Source organism: Brevibacillus sp. NRS-1366 (assembly GCF_050467985.1).
The window spans coordinates 1-20,209 of sequence record NZ_JBITPN010000011.1 but is presented as its reverse complement, the minus strand read 5'-3'; the positions used below and the strand labels follow the sequence as shown (position 1 = coordinate 20,209).

At 45.9% G+C, this 20,209-nt stretch carries 12 protein-coding genes and 1 pseudogene; all 13 read left to right on the top strand.

Annotated elements, in window-relative coordinates:
- The first annotated feature begins 5 nt into the window (after positions 1-5).
- Positions 6-1,238, top strand: coding sequence for an efflux RND transporter periplasmic adaptor subunit (locus tag ACIFQN_RS05665; protein ID WP_429832073.1), 1,233 nt, complete (start codon positions 6-8; stop codon positions 1,236-1,238).
- Positions 1,235-4,345 (top strand): efflux RND transporter permease subunit, encoded by a 3,111-nt coding sequence (locus tag ACIFQN_RS05660; RefSeq protein ID WP_429832072.1) that lies wholly within the window; start codon positions 1,235-1,237, stop codon positions 4,343-4,345. Before ACIFQN_RS05665 ends, ACIFQN_RS05660 begins: the two co-directional genes overlap by 4 nt.
- A gap of 229 nt (positions 4,346-4,574) precedes the next feature.
- A complete protein-coding gene (locus ACIFQN_RS05655; protein WP_429832071.1) occupies positions 4,575-5,258 on the top strand; it encodes a response regulator transcription factor in 684 nt (227 codons plus the stop codon).
- Position 5,259: 1 nt separating this feature from the next.
- Positions 5,260-5,781, top strand: a pseudogene (locus ACIFQN_RS05650) (histidine kinase dimerization/phospho-acceptor domain-containing protein); the annotation flags it as partial.
- Between the two features lie 81 nt (positions 5,782-5,862).
- The gene (locus ACIFQN_RS05645; RefSeq protein ID WP_429832276.1) at positions 5,863-6,270 is read left to right on the top strand and encodes a sensor histidine kinase; all 408 of its coding nucleotides are present in this window, start codon (positions 5,863-5,865) and stop codon (positions 6,268-6,270) included.
- A gap of 86 nt (positions 6,271-6,356) precedes the next feature.
- Positions 6,357-7,040, top strand: a complete 684-nt coding sequence (locus ACIFQN_RS05640) for an ABC transporter ATP-binding protein (protein ID WP_429832069.1) — start codon at positions 6,357-6,359, stop codon at positions 7,038-7,040.
- Positions 7,037-9,610, top strand: coding sequence for an ABC transporter permease (locus ACIFQN_RS05635; RefSeq protein ID WP_429832068.1), 2,574 nt, complete (start codon positions 7,037-7,039; stop codon positions 9,608-9,610). The genes ACIFQN_RS05640 and ACIFQN_RS05635 overlap by 4 nt, the downstream gene beginning before the upstream one ends.
- A 213-nt stretch (positions 9,611-9,823) precedes the next feature.
- Entirely contained in the window at positions 9,824-11,119 is a 1,296-nt protein-coding gene (locus ACIFQN_RS05630) for an HD domain-containing protein (RefSeq protein ID WP_429832067.1), read from the top strand.
- Positions 11,112-11,636: a YwgA family protein gene (locus tag ACIFQN_RS05625; protein WP_429832066.1), complete on the top strand. Its 525-nt coding sequence runs from the start codon at positions 11,112-11,114 to the stop codon at positions 11,634-11,636. Before ACIFQN_RS05630 ends, ACIFQN_RS05625 begins: the two co-directional genes overlap by 8 nt.
- Before the next feature lie 236 nt (positions 11,637-11,872).
- On the top strand, positions 11,873-12,247 hold the full coding sequence (locus ACIFQN_RS05620; RefSeq protein ID WP_429832275.1) for a thioredoxin family protein: 375 nt from the start codon (positions 11,873-11,875) through the stop codon (positions 12,245-12,247).
- A gap of 39 nt (positions 12,248-12,286) precedes the next feature.
- Positions 12,287-13,198: an S-layer homology domain-containing protein gene (locus tag ACIFQN_RS05615; protein WP_429832065.1), complete on the top strand. Its 912-nt coding sequence runs from the start codon at positions 12,287-12,289 to the stop codon at positions 13,196-13,198.
- Between the two features lie 43 nt (positions 13,199-13,241).
- Entirely contained in the window at positions 13,242-17,222 is a 3,981-nt protein-coding gene (locus tag ACIFQN_RS05610; protein ID WP_429832064.1) for an ABC transporter permease, read from the top strand.
- Positions 17,223-17,297: 75 nt separating this feature from the next.
- Positions 17,298-20,150: an alpha/beta fold hydrolase gene (locus ACIFQN_RS05605; RefSeq protein ID WP_429832063.1), complete on the top strand. Its 2,853-nt coding sequence runs from the start codon at positions 17,298-17,300 to the stop codon at positions 20,148-20,150.
- Positions 20,151-20,209: the final 59 nt, after the last annotated feature.

Sequence of the window (20,209 nt, the reverse complement as noted above, 5' to 3'; positions counted from 1 at the left end):
AAGTCATGAAAAGAAAATGGCTTGTTTCTGTAGCGATGCTCGGTTTATTGGGCACATCAGCTTGCAATGGCGGGCAGCCAGCAGCTGCACCGGAGAAAGAAGTAAAGCATGTCGTACTGGAAGCGGTGAAAAAGGAGCAGTCAGCCGCTGTATCCGAGCTTTCGGGAACGCTGGCGCCTTTGGAAGAGGCGATGGTTTCTTTTGAGGTGGGCGGACGTGTCGTAGAACTGAATCGAAATGAAGGGGATACCGTCCAGGCAGGAGATATACTTGCACGCGTCAATGCCCAGGATTATTCTCTCCAGGTAGCTTCGACGAATGCCGCTGTCCAGCAGAGTGCTGCTAATCTCAGCAAGGTGAATAACGGAGCGCAGGAGCAGGAAATCACGCAGGCTCGCCTGCTTGTGGAAAAGGCAACGATTGCGTATCAAAAAATGCAGGATGATTTCAAACGCATTGAACAGCTTTATCAGGAAAAAGCCATTTCCAAAAGCGATTACGAAAATGCAAAGAACGGATTGACTCTGTCGCAAAAGGATTTGCAAAATGCACAGCAGGCATACTCGCTCGTTACCCAGGGTGCACGTGCAGAAGACAAGGATCTGAGCCGTGCTACCTACAACCAAGCTGTGATTGCCAAGGAAGTGGCAGCCAGCACATTGGCGAAAACACAGCTTCGCTCGCCGATTAACGGTACGATCATCGCCAAGCTTTCCTCGACAGGATCATTAGTCGCATCAGGAACTCCTGTATATCAGGTAGGCCATATCGACACGTTGAAGGTCGTACTGCCGGTACCTGACCGTGAGATTTCCACGTGGAAAGAGGGAGAAGTCGTTTCGCTTGATCTCTATGGACAAAAACGGGATGGAAAGGTCATGAAAATCTTCCCTGCCACCAACCAAAGCACAGGAACGATCGGTGTAGAGGTACAGATTGCGAATCCCAAGCATGATTGGTTTGCAGGTCAGGTGGTGAAAGCGACCAAGACGATGCAAGGGCAAATCGGAATATTTGTCCCGGTCGAGGCTGTGATCAGCAGAGGGAACAATGACGCTCATGTCTTTGTAAATCATGACGGCAAAGCGATCAAAACAAGTGTGGAGATCGGTCAGATCACGAATGACAAGCTGGAGATTAAAAGTGGATTGAAAGAGGGGGACCAACTGATCGTCAAAGGTGTCGACCGTTTGTTTGACGGCGACCCAATCGAGGCGGCAGGGGGTACGAGTCCGTGATCGAGTACATCGTCCGCAAGCGCAAGATTACGCTGTTGTTCTTCACGATGATTGTGCTTGTCGGTTTCCTCAGCTTCTTTCAGCTTCCGAAGCAAGAGTCACCAGATATTATCATCAACATGGCAACCGTCACAACCATTTACCCTGGGGCTTCCCCGGAAAAGGTAGAGCAGACAGTCACCAAAAAGCTGGAAGAAAAGATTAATGAGCTGCAAGGACTGAATTACGTCGCCTCTACGTCGTCACTGGGGGTTTCCTCCATCATTGTGGAAGCGAAAGGCGATGTAGATCCGAAACAAAAATGGGATGAGCTGCGCAAAAAAGTAAAGGACGCAGAGGCTGATCTTCCTGCTGATGCGAAGCAGCCGATCATTAACGATGATTTGAACCGTACCTTTGTCCAAAGCTTTGCAGTCACTGCTGATACGAAAGAGCAGCTGTACAGCCTGCGTACGATGATAAAATCGTGGAAGGATCAGCTTCGGACACTGCCTAATGTTGCGGATGTCCTGGTCGAAGGGATACCCGAGCAGGAAGTCCGTATCGAGGTAGATACGCAAAAGCTGAGTCAGTATGGGATTACCTGGGGTCAGGTAATGATGGCTGTCAAAAAGGAAAATGAGAAAATTCCGCTCGGAGATTTGACAACCGACAAACGCACTTATCAATTGAAATTAGCGGAAAATGTGGACGTCGAAGAGCTGAATAAGGTGATTATTTCCCGTTCCCGAGAGGGCTTTCCGATCTATTTGAAAGATATCGGATCGGTGAAAATGGCGACCGAGACAGTCACGTACAATTCCTACTTTAATGGAAAGCCGTCCATTACTGTCAGCGTCAATGCAGAGACGGGAAGTGACGTGCCATCGCTGCAAAAACGATTGGATGAAATGATGGTTACACTGGATAAAACGTTGCCGGTTTGGGCACAAAGACATCCGATTTACAGTCAGAATGAGCGTGTCGATGATTTATTCAGTGATCTTACCCGGGAAATGATTATCGCAGTAATTGCGGTTCTGTTGGTATGTACATTAGGTTTGAATTTGATTACGTCTTTTGTCGTTGCATTGGCCATTCCTATCTCGCTTGCTGTGGGGCTTTTGTTCCTGCCTTCCCTGGGCATTTCTTTAAATATGATTTCGATTGTTTCGTTAATCATCGTGCTGGGGATTTTGGTCGACGATGCTGTCGTGGTTAATGACAACATCGAACGGCGTTTGTCTGTACTGGGCGAAAAGCCGCTTAGGGCAGCGGTGAAGGGAGCCAAAGAGGTTTCTCTTTCCATCGTAACGGCTACTTTGGCGACGATTGCTTCCTTTGCCCCGCTGATGTTCTTGAACGGAAACGTCGGTCAGTTCATCCGACCCGTTCCCGTCATCATCTCGCTGACCATGCTGGCTTCGATGATTATGTCGCTGACGATCATCCCGATCTTCCGCCAGTGGTACGAACATCGGCGCAAGGGAGGCGTAGAGGGTTATCGCAAGCCGGCTGGCCTCCTAGGTAAACAATTGACACAATTGACTCATTGGTATGCGGGCAGACTAATGCCGCGAATTTTGAAGCGCCCGCTGCTAGCAGGAATGGTCGGCGTCTTGATTGGCACAGCAGCGTACGGTTTGATTCCGCTCACTCCTGTGGAGCTATTTCCCAATGATGATCGACCGCAATTTCTTGTCAATGTTCGTGTTCCGGTCGGAAGCAGTCTAGAGGAAACGGATCGGGTCGTGAATGGAGTAGCTGACTGGATTTTGAAGCAGCCTGCGATTGAGTCAGTAGCAGCGTATTCGGGTGGCAGTGCTCCGAAAATGTTCGGGGGCGATACAGGAGCAGGCAACGGCATAACGGTAGGTCAGCTTGTCGTTCGCTTTCATGAAAAAGAAACCAAGATTGAAAACATGCTGGAGCCGTGGACGGAAGAATTTAAAAACTTGTACCCGGAAGCAACGATTCTTCCTACCCAATTAGAGGCGGGGCCACCCGTTGGCAAACCAGTCGTGATTCGCCTATATGGTGAAGATATTGAAACACTGCGTACGCTTTCAACGGAGGTCAAAGATAAAGTTGCCAAGCTAGCCGGCACTTACGATGTACAGGACGACTTCGGGGTTGAGCGTTATACACTTGAATTTGTAGTCAATAAAGAGCTGATGGAGCAAAAGCTGGTTAACTATACGGATTTGTCCCAGACGCTTCGACTAGTCAGCGAGGGTATTACAGTCAGTGAATTCGATACTGGCAGTGACTTGGTAGACATGAAGCTGTTTTTGCAAAAAGGGGAGGAAGAGCCGTCCCTCTTGTTCCAGCGGCTCAGCATTGCCAATGCGCGAGGTGAGCTGATCCCTCTTTCCCAACTGGCAGAAGTAAAGCCGACTTTTAGCACACAAGCGATCCCGCATCGTAATTTGTCCCGCAGTGTGACGATCACAAGTGATGTCAAAAATCGGACGGCCACAGAGGTCATGGCAGAGATTGCACCTATGCTCAAGGGCATGTCTATGCCAGAAGGGTATCGTTATGAGATTGGTGGGGAGACATCGGAGCAGACAGACATCTTTATTGATATGGGTAAACTATCTATCCTCGTCGTTTTCTTAATTCTGATTTTGATTGCCATGCAGTTCTATTCACTGACTATCCCGGTGCTGGTCATGAGTACCGTATATCTCGCCGTATCCGGAAGTTTGATTGGCTTGTTCGTCACCCAGACACCGCTTGGCTTTATGACTATGATGGGAGTCATCTCACTGTCTGGTATCGTAGTGCGTAACGGGATTGTGTTCATCGAGTTTATCGAAGAAGCCCGTCACTCAGGAGTCGAGTTGAAGCAGGCAGTCATTCAAGCGGGCGAGGCACGTCTGCGTCCGATTCTGTTGACTTCCCTGACTGCTGTAGCTGGCTTGATGCCGCTCGCTATTTCAGGCGACGTGCTGTTTAAGCCGCTCGCGGTCACGATTATTTCCGGTTTGTTATTCTCTACTTTGCTTACTTTGATTGTGGTACCTTCCTTCTACACCGTACTGACTCAGCGCAAGATCAAGAAGCTGGCGAAAAAAGCGGCGAAACGCCCGGATTTGTACGGGCCAGAGGCGGAGCTGCAGTAAGGATATAAGGTTACAAAAGTCCTCATCCTTGGTGAGGGCTTTTTTTCTTGCGACTCGCTGTACTCACTTCGGGTTGTCCTGCATGTAACGATCAAACAGCAGCATGTGCTTCAGATATTGCAGCCGGGGCTGCTCCTTTGCTAATCCTCACCCTTTTTAATATGATTACAGATACAATCATAAGTCATTAGTCATTTTTCGAAAAAATTCAAATTAGGATGATGATCCAATGAATATTTTACTTGTGGAAGATGATAAAACAATTGCGTCTGGACTCGAGTATTCTCTGCAGCAGGACCAGTATTCCACGGTTCTGTGCCATGACGTCGCATCTGCGAAAAAGGTTGTAGCCGAGCAGCTGAATCAGTTCGCTTTATGTCTGTTCGATTTGTCACTGCCGGATGGAAGCGGGTATGAATTGTGTAAAATAGTGAAGGGGCAAAGCGACATTCCCGTTATTTTCCTGACGGCCGTTGATGATGAGGTCAATGTCGTGATGGGACTTGATATGGGGGCGGACGATTATATTACAAAGCCTTTTCGAATTCGCGAGCTGCTCTCACGGATTAAATCGGTTTTGCGAAGATATCATAAGCAGCCGCAGGCGAAGGCAATCATCGAAATCGATCCGATCCGAATTAATACACTTGAAGGAAAAGTATATAAACATGGCGATGAAATTCAATTGACTGCTTTGGAGTACCGCTTATTGTTGATCTTCGCTAACCATATCGGGCAGATCCTCTCCAGAAATCAGCTTTTAGAACAAATTTGGGATGTTGCCGGGGATTTTGTCAACGACAATACGTTAACCGTTTATATGAAAAGGCTGAGGGAAAAACTGGAGGATGATCCGAAAGCTCCAACCATCATTAAAACCGTACGCGGTTTAGGGTATAAGGTCGGTGAGTAGCATGCTGCGTAATCGCGAGATCCGCCTCGTACTCTTGGTGATGTGTACGATCAGTCTAATTATGCTTGTAGTCGCGACTTTTTTTCCGTCTGCTGCCGTAGTCCTCGTTCTACTCACTTCCATTTTACTTATTGGATGCAGCCTCTTTTTTACAAGATTGAGATATCATGAGATTGAAAAGCTATCTGGCTATTTGCGGCAAATTAGCAGCGGTGACTATTCCCTTGACGTCCGAGATAATCGTGAAGGGGAATTCAGCATTCTGAAAAATACGATTTATAAAGTAACCGTCATGCTGTCGGAGCAGAGCTCCCTTTTACATAAAGACAAAATCCATCTGACAGACGCGATTTCGGATATATCCCATCAGCTCAAAGCACCTCTAACCTCCATGATGGTCATGGCGGACTTATTAGACGACACCAAACTGCCTGAAGCGAAAAGAACGGAATTTACCCGCAATATTCGTATCCAACTCGAACGGCTTGATTGGCTTGTTTCTTCGTTATTAAAACTTTCAAAACTCGATGCAGGCACCGTACAGTTCAAGAAGGATCAAGTCATGGTGGCCAAGCTTATGGAAAAAGCGTTACAGCCTGTTCTCATTCCAATCGACATCAAAGAACAAACGGTTTCGATAACGGGCGAAGACAGCGTCTCTTTTCTAGGTGATCTAAATTGGACAACCGAAGCTGTAATCAATATTTTAAAAAACAGTGTGGAACATACGCAGGCAGGTGGAACAATCGCGATTTCCTTTTCAGAGAACCCACTATTTACGGAGATTATGATCAAAGATAATGGTAAAGGCATTGCGAAGGAAGAGATCCCTTATATTTTTAAGCGTTTTTACAAAGGTAAGGGTGCTGGCGAGGGCAGCAGCGGCATTGGTCTCTCGATGGCTCACAGCATTATAACGAAGCAGAATGGAGATATAGATGTTCAGAGTGAAATCCATAAGGGAACCCAATTTCGGATTCGCTTCTACAAGCAAATCGTCAACCGTGGCTAAGTGACTAGACTGTCACTTTCCAGTCACTGTAAAGTCACTTCGGGCAGATATACTACATCCATCGACAAACTTATGGGGGTTTCAGCATGGAAATTCTGAAGATAGAACATCTGTCTAAAGTGTTTGGAAAAGGTGATACGGCAGTAAAAGCGCTTGATGACGTATCCTTCTCGGTGAACAAAGGGGAGTTCGTCGCCATCGTCGGTCCGTCCGGTTCGGGGAAATCAACGCTTTTGCATTTGCTAGGCGGTGTAGATCGACCAACGAGCGGAAAAGTGTTTGTGGATAGTACGGACATGTACAGCCTGAATGAAACGCAGCTGGCGATTTTCAGGCGGAGACAAATCGGTTTGATTTATCAGTTCTACAATCTTCTTCCGATTTTAACGGTGGAAGAAAATATGCAGCTCCCGCTTTTGCTTGATGAGCATCAGGTGGATCAGAAGCAGTTTGAGGATCTTGTGAAGACGTTGAATTTACAAAATCGCTTAAATCATCTGCCCAACCAGCTTTCCGGTGGTCAGCAGCAGCGGGTCTCGATAGGAAGAGCGTTGATGAATCAGCCCGCTATCATACTGGCAGACGAACCAACTGGTAATTTAGACAGTAAAAACAGCAACGAAATCATTGACTTATTGAAAATGTTCAACAAAACATTGCGTCAGACGTTGATTATGATTACCCATGATGAGCGAATTGCTTTGCAGGCTGATCGCATTATCGCGATTGAAGATGGAAGGATTGCGAGAGATGAGGTCATTCGACCGTGAATATCATCAATAAGCTAACGCTCAGACATTTAATGAAAAATAAGAAACAGACGCTTGTGACCATTATTGGAGTCATTATTTCAGTGGCTATGGTAACGGCTGTCATCACGCTTGGTTCGTCTTTTTTGGCGCTGATGCAAAAGGAAACGATAAAAGACTATGGAGAATGGCATGTCCTGTACAGAAACGTAAACAAAGAGCAGCTCGAAGCGATCAAGCAGGATACGCAAACCAAACAACTCATGACTTCAAAGGAACGCGGCTATGCCTGGCTGCCAGGAAGTCAAAATGTCAACAAGCCTTATTTGTTTATTAAAGCGTATAATGCCCAAGGCTTTACAAACTTCCCGATTGAATTGAGCGAAGGGAGACTTCCTGAGCGAGCGGATGAGATTGTTCTCTCGGAAGCAATCGCCACGAATGCCAAGGTCACCTACCGGATTGGGGATCAGTTAACCCTCGAGGTTGGGCAGCGTTTTAATCAGGCTGAACCTAGCGATACGAATCTGTCGCAAAATGACCAATTGCGATCTAGCGCTGGTGCGAGCGTGGAAACCTTAACGCATACAACAACCGAGACGTATACCGTTGTCGGGTTTATCAAACGTCCTACATGGGAGCAGACGTGGGCGCCGGGGTATACGGCCCTTACGTATGTAGATGAGCACATGCTGGATGCAAACCAGACCGTTGATGTGAGCGTTGTCGTAGAGAACATCGATAGCACTGTATTTGATCATGCCAATGACCTAGCAGAGAAAAACAACATCAGCTCGTTTAAAACGAATGATTCGCTACTTCGTTATTATGGTGTGATGGGTGGCGGACTGGGCAAAACCTACAATTCGTTATTCCTCATTGTTGTGATTGTGATTGTCGTCGGCTCTGTTTCGTTAATCTACAATGCCTTTGCGATTTCTGTTTCGGAGCGTTCACGTCATCTCGGGATGCTCTCAAGTGTTGGGGCGACGAGAAGACAGAAGCGAAATTCGGTATTTTTTGAGGGAGCGGTGATTGGCGCCATAAGCATTCCCTTGGGCGTCATCTTTGGCATGCTTGGTATCGGCATTACCTTTGGCTTTATCAATCCGATCCTTGAGGATGCGATGGGTGTCACTGAAAAACTGACGTTGGTCGTCACGCCTTTATCGATTGCACTCGCTTGTCTGGTCTCGATTATCACGATATTCATTTCCACGTATCTCCCAGCTCAAAGGGCCTCTAAAATTTCTGCCATCGACGCCATTCGGCAAACTGCGGATATTAAACTCACAGGTAAGACATTGAAAACCTCGAAGCTGGTCAAACGGTTATTCGGCATAGAAGCGGAGATTGGCTTGAAAAATTTAAAAAGAAACAAACGCAGGTATTACGCTACTGTTTTTTCCCTTGTCATTAGTATCGTGCTGTTTCTGTCCGTGTCCTTTTTCACTTCCAACCTGCAGAAATCACTTGAGCTTTCACAAAAAGGCTATAACTATGATATCGCTATATACACAATCGGCGAAGGGGCAACGCTAGAAGATGAACAAGTGGTAAAAACGATCACCTCGTTGGAAAGTGTTTCTGAATTTAATTGGATGAAACAAATGAATGGCAACTTCGTGTGGATCGCAGAGGAAAACGTCCCTGAAAATGTAAGAGTGTATTTGTATCAAGAACACGGCTTGTATAAATACGATATCCGTGTAAATGCCATGCGCGAAGACAAGCTGAAAGCGTATGCCAAACAGGTTGGTGTAGAGTATACGAAGCTGGCGAATCCGGATCAACCGACCGCCATATTGATTGATACCATGACGTTCCTAGATGAAAAGGGTAAATTTATCGAGACGAGAGTCAATGGGAAAGTCGGGGAAATGCTGGATCTCGTCTCCGAAGATGATAAACAGCAAGTGGTCAACCAGGTGGAGCTGGCGGCAGTCACTGATCACTTCCCTATGGGAATTGTACAAACCGATAGTATCCTTCAAGTGAATCTTGTCGTGTCCGAGCCCGTCTTCGAGCAGCTCATGAAAAAAAGCGTCTTTGTTAGCTCTTATTCAGGACTCTACCTGAAAAGCAAGGAGCCTTTGAAAACACAACAAAATATTGAAGAAATGCAGAAGGATTTAACTTTCATGAACCTGTTTCAAGAAAGACAGCGCTCTGAACGAAAGATATTGTTCATGTCTGTCTTTGTATATGGCTTCGTGGCATTAATTACGGCGGTTTCGATGGCCAATATATTCAACACGATTTCGACGAGCGTGGCTCTTCGCAAACGAGAATTCGCGATGCTGAGGTCGGTTGGAATGACGCCGAAAAGCTTTCATAGAATGATCAACTATGAAAGTATATTTTACGGAATCAAGGCGCTCGCCTACGGCCTTCCAATTAGTGCAGTGATTATGGTGTTGATCTACCGCTCCTTCATGTATAGTTTTTCGTACGAATTCGTATTGCCTTGGACTAGCATTCTGTATGTGATTGCTGCTGTATTTGTTATCGTGAGCTTGTCCATGTATTACGCGAGCATAAAAGTGAAAAAAGCAAACATTATTGATGCGTTGAAACAGGAAAATCTATAGAGTAAGAGTAATCGCTGATTCAGCAAAAATGAGCATTTCCCATCTTACATGGGGAATTGCTCATTTTTTACTTCTGAATATCCATATTTCCTGCTACAGTAGGTCAGCGCGATACGTCCCGTTTTTCTGTAAGAAAGAGGTATGGTATGATTAGGGCAAATTACCAAATAGAAAAAAAGAGAGAGAACGGATAAGAGGAAGGGAGTGTCCAGGATGCAACAGCCCCAGCTTCTTCATGAAGAAAAAGTATTCAAAGACCCAGTTCACCGTTATGTTCATGTGCGAGACAAGTTTATTTGGGATTTGATCAACTCGGCAGAATTCCAACGGCTGCGTCGGATCAAGCAACTGGGCACCAGCTTTTTTACCTTTCATGGCGGCGAGCATAGCCGATTTAACCATTCACTAGGCGTCTATGAGCTGATGCGCAGAATTTTGGAGACATTTGAAGGACGTATTCAACTGAGTTATGAAGAAAAATTGCTTTGTCTATGTGCAGCCTTGCTCCACGATGTCGGACATGGGCCATTTTCGCATTCCTTTGAAAAAGTGTTCAAGTACCATCACGAGGACTGGACGCGGGCCATTTTGCTGGGAGATACGCAGATCAATCGCATCCTTCGCCGTTTTGATGATGATTTCCCGAAAAAGCTTGCCGAAGTGATAAATAAAACGTACGACAACAAGCTGATCGTCAGTCTGATCTCCAGCCAATTAGACGCGGATCGAATGGATTACTTGCTGCGCGATGCGTACTATACGGGAGTCAATTACGGGAATTTTGAGATCGAGCGGATTTTGCGCGTCATGCGCCCGCAAGAGGATGGCATCGTTTTTAAATTCAGCGGGATGCATGCGGTCGAAGACTATATCATGTCTCGCTATCAAATGTACTGGCAGGTTTATTTTCACCCGGTGACACGCAGCGCAGAGGTAGTTCTGTGCAAAATTTTTCAACGGGCCAAATTATTATTCTCGCAAGGCTATCCTTTTTTGCAACAGCCGATCATGCTGCTGCCCTTTCTACAGGATAAGGTAGAGCTGGCGGATTATTTGGCTCTCGACGAATCCATTATTCTCTTCTACATGCAGATGTGGCGCAAAGAAAACGATCCGATTTTGAAAGATTTGTGCGCTCGTTTTCTGGACAGGAATCTCTTTAAATACGTCGAATATAATCCAAGGGATTTTCGCTTGCTGGCAGAGTTGAAAGAAGAGTTCCAAGCTGCGGGAATAGACCCAATGTATTATTTGGAGGTAGACACGACCTCCGATCTTCCGTATGATTTTTACCGTGCCGGCGAAGAAGAGGAGCGAATTCCGATCATGCTCCAAATGCCGTCGGGAGAACTTGTTGAGCTGTCGCAGAAGTCTGAGATTGTACAGGCCATTAGCGGAAAGCGGCGATTTGACTACAAATTGTACTTTCCATTGGATAAAGTCATAGCTTTGCCGGGGGATCTCTCCCGGAAGATTCGAGAACGTCTGGGAGTGATGGAAGATGCTTAATCGTCACGCCAAAATTATTCGCCTGATCGAGATTGCAGGCGTTGTGAGCGGGCGGAAAAAACTACAGAAAATGGTGTACATAGGAAAACATCTGGAGATGGATTTCGATGAGCGCTACGAGTTTCACATGTACGGCCCCTATTCGGAGGAATTGACGCTCCGCGTGGACGAGCTGTGCAATATGGGACTTCTGGATGAGCAAATGGAGAGCAAGGGCGCGATTCATATGTACCGCTACACCTTGAACGAAACAGGACGCGATTTTCTCCGCTTCCATGAGGTGGACTTTGGCTGTGGCGAGCGTGCCATTCGGCGAATGAACGAGGAGAATTCCCGGTTTCTGGAGCTTGTCTCCACTATTTTGTATTTCAGTCATCTGCCCTATGAAGAGATGAAAGGCAAGATCTTTACCTTCAAAAGCAAACAGCGTTATACGGAGGAAGAGATTCAAAAGGGTCAAGCTTTTGTCGAGGAGCTTCGGTCTTTGATGAAAGAAGATGGCACGGACACTATGTAACGTATTTTTGCATAGATCACCAGCACGGCGTACGAACTTGCAAGAGTTGGGGTACGTCTTTTTTTCTGCCCAAAAAATAGAGAGGGTTTATACGGTCAGCCAGTCTTTCTGGCTGGCTTTTTTTGTCTCAGGGGAAGCATGCATAATACGTGCATCGCTCCTTGACAATTGCATAGAGGAAAATGAGAGGGACCATGAGATATCCAAGCGAGCAGAGGGGGATTATGGCGTTGGGAATGAGGAAAGCATGGTTGTGGATTACACTTGTTGGCGTTCTTCTGCTTACGGCGGTAACTGCTTGGAGTGCGATGAGTGCATCCGAGGTGAGAATTGTTTATGTATACAGTGAAAGCTGTGCATACTGCAGCACTTTTGGACCAACGTTTGAAAAAGTGGCACAGGAGTATCCGGAAAAAATGATCCAGCGATTAGATATCCACAAGAAGCAAGAGTTGGACGAAGCACTGCGTATGGGAGCAGAAGCGACTCCAACCATTTTTATCGTAGAAAAGGGGCAAGTAAAAGACAGGCTGGAAGGGGATGTGCCTGAAGGGATGCTCCGAAGCTTTTTACAGAGAAACTTGAAACAACCTCTTTCTAAAAATGGATAATATAGGTAGAATGTCTGAAAAGGTAAAGGGGGATATACGATGAGGTCGCTTTTGAAGGCGTTGTGGACAAGCGTGTTACTAGTGGGGATAACAATTGGGCAAATGGGTGGCAGCCAGGGTTGGATTGTGAATAAGGCGGATGCTGCTCAGCCTGTGTCTGATTATGCTGGCCACCCTGCCAAAGAGGCCATCGTGTTTGGTCTTCAAAAAGGCTACATCTGGAAATATCCCGATGGCAAGTTTTATCCAGATCAATCCATTGTTCAGGCGCAGTTTGTAGCTAGTTTGGTGGCGATTCGAGGAGTGAAGGAAAAGGATCCTGTGACAGAACTGCCAGCTGGGCATTGGGCAAAGGAGACATATGAAAGAGCGCAAAAGGCCGGGATATTGGCGGATGTGAAGATTGATCCGAATAAGCAGTTAACGAAGGAAGAGGCGGCTTTGCTGGTGTTTAATGCGTGGAAGCCGCTAAGAGGCGGGAAAAATCCAAATCTAACGAATACGGGTGCCCTAATTACGTGGGGGTGGATGAAGCCAGCACCAAGCGGTCAACCTAAATTTAGAGAAGATTTGCCAATGCTACGTGGTGATGCTGCCAATATCCTGCGGTTTCTCTGGCAAGATAAATGGCAACTTGAACTCGGTGCAAAATATGCTGACGAATTTCATAAAAGTTTAAAAGTGGTTAACGGGAAGATTGTTGGAAAGGTTCCTAAAGGTGACGGTAATTTCATGATAAGGGCGATGTTCGTTACGAAACAAAGCGGAAGAGAAGGTTTCTTAAACAACCAGTCTTTTAACATTCTATTAAATAATGTAAGTTCTCTAGCTTTTACTGTGATAAATAACAATGACTCTACCGATGCAGGTATCTATATGTATACAAAATTACCTGATTTGGAACGAAGCTTTAATCCTCAAAGATTTCATATACCGAGAGGCGCGAAATAAAATGCGAATATTATCAATTAAGCACAGGAAACTATTTTTTTCTGTGCTTTCTATTTTCCTCCTGTGTGGGTTAATTACTATTCAGCCCAATTTTGTAGATGCCGCACCAAACTATCATGGAATTGTAGTTGCTACGGTTGATTCAAATAAAGAGCTTGCACCAAAAGGGAAGTTTGATATTCTTTCAATTACGGACATAGCAGGGCGCCTCGGTGCGACAGTTTCTCAAATTGAAGTAGATCAAGTTATTGATGATACTAGAGTATTAGGTTTTGCTGATACAAATGTAAAGGCAGATAGAGGATGGTATTTCGTAGACAACAGTGAAGCTTCATACTGGATCACTCGATTTGGTGGAAATCCAAATAATATTCTTGGTGGATCAGCTAATGTTTATAGTAAGACAGTTTCAAGTAACGAAGTACCAAATTTTTCACCCTACCAAGCCTACAACCTCGCAGAACTAGCATCAGCATCTGGGGGTGCTGGGTACACAAAAGGAGATAACTTGGTCTCTAATGGAAGTGGGGGGTACATTTCAGTAGGTCACTTTCGAACAACGCCGAGGCCAACAGGCGATGTGTCAACCAACAAAACCAAATATCAGGTCAATGAACAAGTGACCATTACGGCAAATGCCACGGACTATTCTTACTATGACCGTGGCATTCTTATTTGGAATTTATCTGTTATCAACAAGACTACTGGCAGAGGTCACTATTCATTCGAAGCGAATACAGAAATCCGAGATCAAAGCGGGTATCTTCCACCGGTAAACGAGACCAGTACACCGAAAGATTTCCCATGGGCGAAAAGCTATCAGTACAAGCCTACAGAGGCCGGAGTTTATGAAGTCTCACTCACCATTACGGATAGACATCACCGATCGCGCCAAGGCTCACCAAGTATGAGTGTATCTACTCCATATACTTATCAGTTCACAGTTGGCGATTCTCCCCCTCCTGATCCTGGGGATGGGGGCGATCCCGACCCAGGCCCGGCATGTTCCGTAGATTCCAGCAAAACCAAAATGGACATCAACGTAAATGGTGACAAGGATGTAAAGAACTATACGGGCATTGCCAGTGGTGGAACATCAATCGCCGTAGAAAAATACGCTGAAATCAGTGTATACGCCAAAAAGCCTGGAACCTTCAAAATCAACGGTGTAGAAATGTCCAGTTACAAAGGGGACAGAAAAACTGGAGTTGCAAGTGTTGGTGATTCTGGTCGATATCGAGTGGTATACACGTCCGATGATGGCACAGAATGTTGGGAAAAAAACTTTGATGTATCCAGAGATAACGACAAGATAGATAAATGCCCCATTGTTTCTGTCTCGGGTAAAACTGTCCGAAGTGGAGAAACAATAGAAATCTTAGCATCTGATTCCCTAGTATTCATAGCGAAATATACAGATAAAAACGGGGATACTCTCGGTGCACGGGTACTGTGGGATGTTACCAAACCAGATGGAAAAGTGGTCTCATTGCCGGGCGAATACAATGAGAGGGGAAGATGGGGATCGGTCGCTTCCGACAAATTGAATCTACCGTATGGCAATGGCAAAGACGTTCATGACTTGCTCTTCGAAAAAGGGAAAACCTACAAACTAAAATTGAATTACACCTCCACAACATGGGAGGATAGACCAGAGTGTAATTGGGAAGTTACCATAAAAGTGAAAGATGTGTCGTGTAGTATCACTGAACAGAATATGCTTCAAGCAAAAGTACATGGCTACCCACCGAACCCATTCTCACCAGAGGGCGATACTCTTAATGGAGCTCCCGGCGGACAACCGTCTACATTACCAGGACCCGTTTATTTCAGATTTTTTACGGCAATGGGAAATGAGTACGATACGAATATGGGATTTTCGGCGAATGCACCAGGTACGTGGTACTTGAAGGATGGCAGCCAACGGACAGCGCTGTCTGGAAAGCTTGCAGCGAATGAGAAGTTTGATCTGATATTGTCGGCCGATATCGTAGAATCCTACGGACAGGTAGTGCTGGAGTTTGTTTCTGATAAAGGCTGCGTCGAGCTGGTATCTTTTACGATTGAATCCGACCGGAAGTGTTATGATTTCCTCGTTATGATGCAGCACAGCACCTCATCTACCGATAAAAAGTGGTCCAAGGAAATCAAGCGCGGCGAAACTATCGAACTTTCAGATGCCGATTATGACGGTAACTACATGTTCCGGGTTTTTACTGATATAGATACGAAATTCGCTGTTCGATGGTTAGATCCGGCCACAAACAAGTGGGAGTGGAAGCGTAACGGCGAATACCTTTCCAGCGAAAGTATTGGTCGAAACAGTTATTGGGTAAACTTCCCTCGAGATAAGGATACGAAAAAATTATTAGACGGCTTTTACAAGGTTGAGATCTACGATGGTGTCGGTTGTGACGGACACTTTTTTGTTCAAATTGGTGAAGGACCACCAAAGCCTAATCCAGATGGCGAAAATCTGCTTATCGTGAAAACGAGCTTTGCCATTAATCCGTCTGACCCGCAAGAACCTGGAACCGAGGCGACGATTTCCTTCGATATTAAGAACGACGGTAAATTGAGCCATGATACGAAACTGGCTGTACGCTGGGAAAGCTCGGACAAAGAAACCGTACTGGATGTAGCTGGTTTTAATCCGGGAGAGGTTCGTAAAATTACAATACCGACCAAGTATCCGCAAAAATCCGAGTACTTTATTGCGAATATTAATCCATCCAAGAATAAGCCTGACAATGAAAAGATATGGCCGGATAACCGAGCCCAGTGGCCTGTTGAAGTCATAGGCGGCAGCGATCCAAAACCACCCGATCCCGAGGGACCCGGAGGTAATTTTGAAGGTGGAGAAATCGGCCTAGAGATTTATGATACCGACGATCGGCAGCTGCAGAAGCTGCAAATCAATGCAGATGGGGTATGGGAGAGAGAGCCGGCGAAAATCCGTGTCGTCATTGACCAGACAAAGATTAACGAGGGCTTCAATCGTACCCAGCAAAAGATCAATCAAAAAATTACAGAATACAAAGCTGTCCTGCAGCAAGCAGTAAGTGGTGACCACATAAAAAATGTCGTGGTATCTGCCGTACCAGAGTGGATTTCGGATGCGAAAAGCATGGCTGTCTACAACCCCGCGATGTTGGATTTAAAAGTATCTGGGCCCGGAACACCGGGGCAATGGCAAGTAAGCAGTGCATCAACAGGTGGAGATTATGTTTTTACTGGTACGATCGTACCTACGCAGACAACGTGGAGGCAAGTGTTAAACGCACAAAAATATAAAGCAGCGATAAACGGGTTTGTTATTACCATGGATTACAGCATTCAGTTTGATGTGTCTTATGAGAGCTGCTCTGAGACTGAGCAAGAGGACGGCAGCAAAGAAGAGGTCTGCGAGCCGAAGAGCATAAACAAGACGATGACAGGGCGTTTTACGATTACAGTAAAAGGCGGAGAGCGAGAATTTGAAGTATTTGAACCGAATGCGACGGGCTCGATTCATCATACAGAAGAATGGAAAGAGTACCATTCCCGGGACCGCTATCCGAACAGCCAGCCGAACGACTTTTACGCTGGGGAACGTATTTTGGCCCAAATCGAATTGCAGCCACGTCACCGTCATCCGGTCAGTGGTCAACTGCCTGGCATTGCCTCTGCTCAAGCGTGGATATCTGAAACAGGATTGAGACAAACCTCACTCCAATCTCAGCTTTTCTTGCGTCAGGTCACCCCAGGGCTGTGGAAAAGTCCAAGCTACTCAGCATCGAAGCTGGGTACACGGGAGCAAGGTGTCGATACACCGCTCATGGGCGACAAACAGCACGGTTTTAAAAAGGACGCGAGTTACGCGGTCTACTATCACGTTCAATTTCGCTTTGATGTGAACAAAGGGTATCCTTACAACAATAAAACGGCTGGCAATGGTCATGAGCTGACCGATTATCGCGTGCCCTTCCGCATCATTGCAAACGCATGGGAGAGGCAAGGAATACGTAATCACACGACCCAGTAAATATATTTGCACCCCCTCTCTGTCTTTTTCTAACATGAAGGAAAGTTAATTGCTTCACTGTGAGGGGGTCATTTTGTGGGGAAAACAGCTAGGGGCGCGGCGCTTTTGCTATTGATGCTTGTTCTATGCTGGGGAAATATTGCTCAGATCGGATGGGCCAAAGAAAGGCGTTCGTTTGTTGAAGACGCTTTGGCCTGGATGGAGGAGGGGGAGCTGCGAATTCAAGCTGAGCTTGCCGGCACTCCTGCCAAAGTTGTACTTACGCTGACTCAGGACAGAAAGAAAATAACTCGTACGTTTCGTGGAGAATCGCGGTTGTCCGTAGCGGTAATTCCAACAAGCGTCCACCCCTTGAAAGTTCAATTAAACGTGCCTTCCATAGATGAGCCTGTGGCTAGTTGGCAGCTAATGGTCCCTGATACCGCGATCTTGCATGACGGGAAAATGGGGATCAGGGAAGTTCCGTGGGATAAAAAAGCGGGGAAAAAGTCAGACAGAGTCGAGCTGATCGCAAACGAAGTCATAGAGGATGCAGGAGTAGAGAGCGACGCTGACCCTGACCATGTAGATAACAGGGAAGAAGCCGAGTACAAAAAACGGAATGCTTCTATACAAGGGTGGGCAGATGACTACTATGAGGAGTTCTCAGCAGATGATAAACCCGATGAAGCTGCGTTGAGAAGCAGAGCTGTCACTTTTGAACTAGAGCCCAACGATACAAGCGGAAAAGCGGACTGGTTGTTTGACGGGAAAGATGGTCGCGGCAAAATCGGGAAAAGTGGCGACGTGGATATGTGGAAAATAAAAGCCGTAAAAGACGGTCTCATGAATATAGCGCTTCGAGAAATTCCGATATCAGAGGATTACAATCTGTATGTATTTAATGCAGATAATGAGGAAATAGGCCGTTCTGAGCGCTCTGGCAATAGTGATGAGACGATTGAAGGCATCTCGTTGGAGAAGAACAAATGGTACTACATTATGGTGAAAGGAAACGAGGACTCGTTCCACAAAAGCTTTTACTATTTGTTAAGAGCAGATGTTTTAGACAATCAAAGTGATGCGAAGGTAGACGAATACGAGCCAAACAACTCCATCAAAGAGGCGTTTCCATTAGTGCCCGACTACAGTGCATCGCTGGTTGGTAATCTCCATAGCAGAACAGATGTAGATTTTTACCAATTTTCCTTTAGCTTGGCATCGACGATTTTTGTTGACTTGAAGGATATGCCGGAGGGGATGGATATAGATTTGTACCTGATGGATGAGTCCGGAAAAGTCCTGGCCAAATCGGAAAAGCCGAAGAATGCCAATGAACAGATCATTTTGAATGCCAATCCCGGAACGTACATTGTCAAGGTAATGGCTAGCAAGCGCTCTGCTTTTACACCTAATTCGTACAAGCTCGATGTGGCAGCCAAGACGATTCCCGTCATTTTAATCCCGGGTATCGGGGGTTCTCGCTTGGAAGCAGAAGAGGGCGGCAAGACGACAGAGATTTGGTTAGGTCTTGGAGATAGCTTGATCGGGATCAATGATCCGAAACATCGCAGACTGTTATCACTTGAGCCGATTATGCCGAATAGTGTCGATGTGAGTCCTAGAGAACGAGGAGTTACGATCTATCCAGAGCGAGCGGATGAAGGTTTTAGTGCAATTGAATATTTATCCTACTCACCACTGGATCCCGTCAGAAATATGACGGAGCAATACTACAGCATGGTAAAGCATTTAGAAAAAACAGGATACAAAAAGCATCGCACCATTTTCGCAATGCCTTATGATTGGCGGTACAGCAGCACGAAAAATTCCGCTTCCCTCAAACAAAAAATAGATGTAGCTCTACAAAGGTCTGGTGCACGTCAAGTTCATCTGGTCGTGCACAGCATGGGCGGACTGTTGGTACGAGAGACTTTATTGTCAAACATCTCGTATCAGTCAAAAGTAAATCGAATTGTTTATATGGGAACTCCTTTTTTAGGTTCCCCCAGAGCGTATCAGGCAATCCGATTTGGTTATAATTTCTCAATTCCTTGGATGGATGAGGAAACAGGAAAGATCATTTCCGAGTACGCACCGGCTGTGTACGAGCTATTGCCGTCCAAAAAGTATTTTGAAACAGTAAGCTTCTTGAAAAAGAATCGAAATGACCTCTACACTTACGATGAATTTTTAAAGGACAAAAAAATACAGCTAAACTACGCGCCCTTGGTCAAACAGGGTGGAATGCTGCATGAAAAATGGGAGAATAAAACGATCAATGTCCCACAGTATTCGATCATTGGAACAGGGCAGTCGACCTTCTTAGGGTACTGGTTTGATGCTTATCACAATGAATGGGCTCCTTACTACGATCAAGGATTGGGAGATGGGACGGTACCGTATATTAGTGCCAACTACGCTCAAAAAGACATCAAAAAAAGATACTACGTCGTAGGAGAGCATGCCAAGCTGCCGACTATTCCAGAAGTGATCGAGCAGGTCACACAGCTTTTAAAGGGAGAGGAAAAAGTACAGCCCGGGCTGCGCAAGTTGGCGAGCAACAAAAAAGCAAAATATTTATACTATGTGATTTCACAAGAGGATAAGGCTTTTCCAAGGATTACCTTAAGTAAATCAGGTCGGACGATGACGCTCGATCCAGAGGAAAAGGAAGTATGGGAAGACCTGTCGATTGAATATCACAATCATATCGCAGTAATCCATGTGTCGGATGGCCAAGAGCTAACGTTTGAGCCTCCGATGCAGCAAGCAGACAAGCAGTCGCCACGCTTTTTGATCAATCGTTTTTCCTCAGAAGATTCAAGACAGTACCAAAATACAGGCAAACGTTACTTGCTGGATGAACACGGTTTGACTGAGGTAGGAGAAGAGGCAGATTTACATATTTCCCGAACGGGAAAGCCCACTTCTTTAGATGTGGGATGAAAGGGACAAATTGATACAATGTAGTCATGAACGAATAGAGAAGAACAAGCACAACTGTA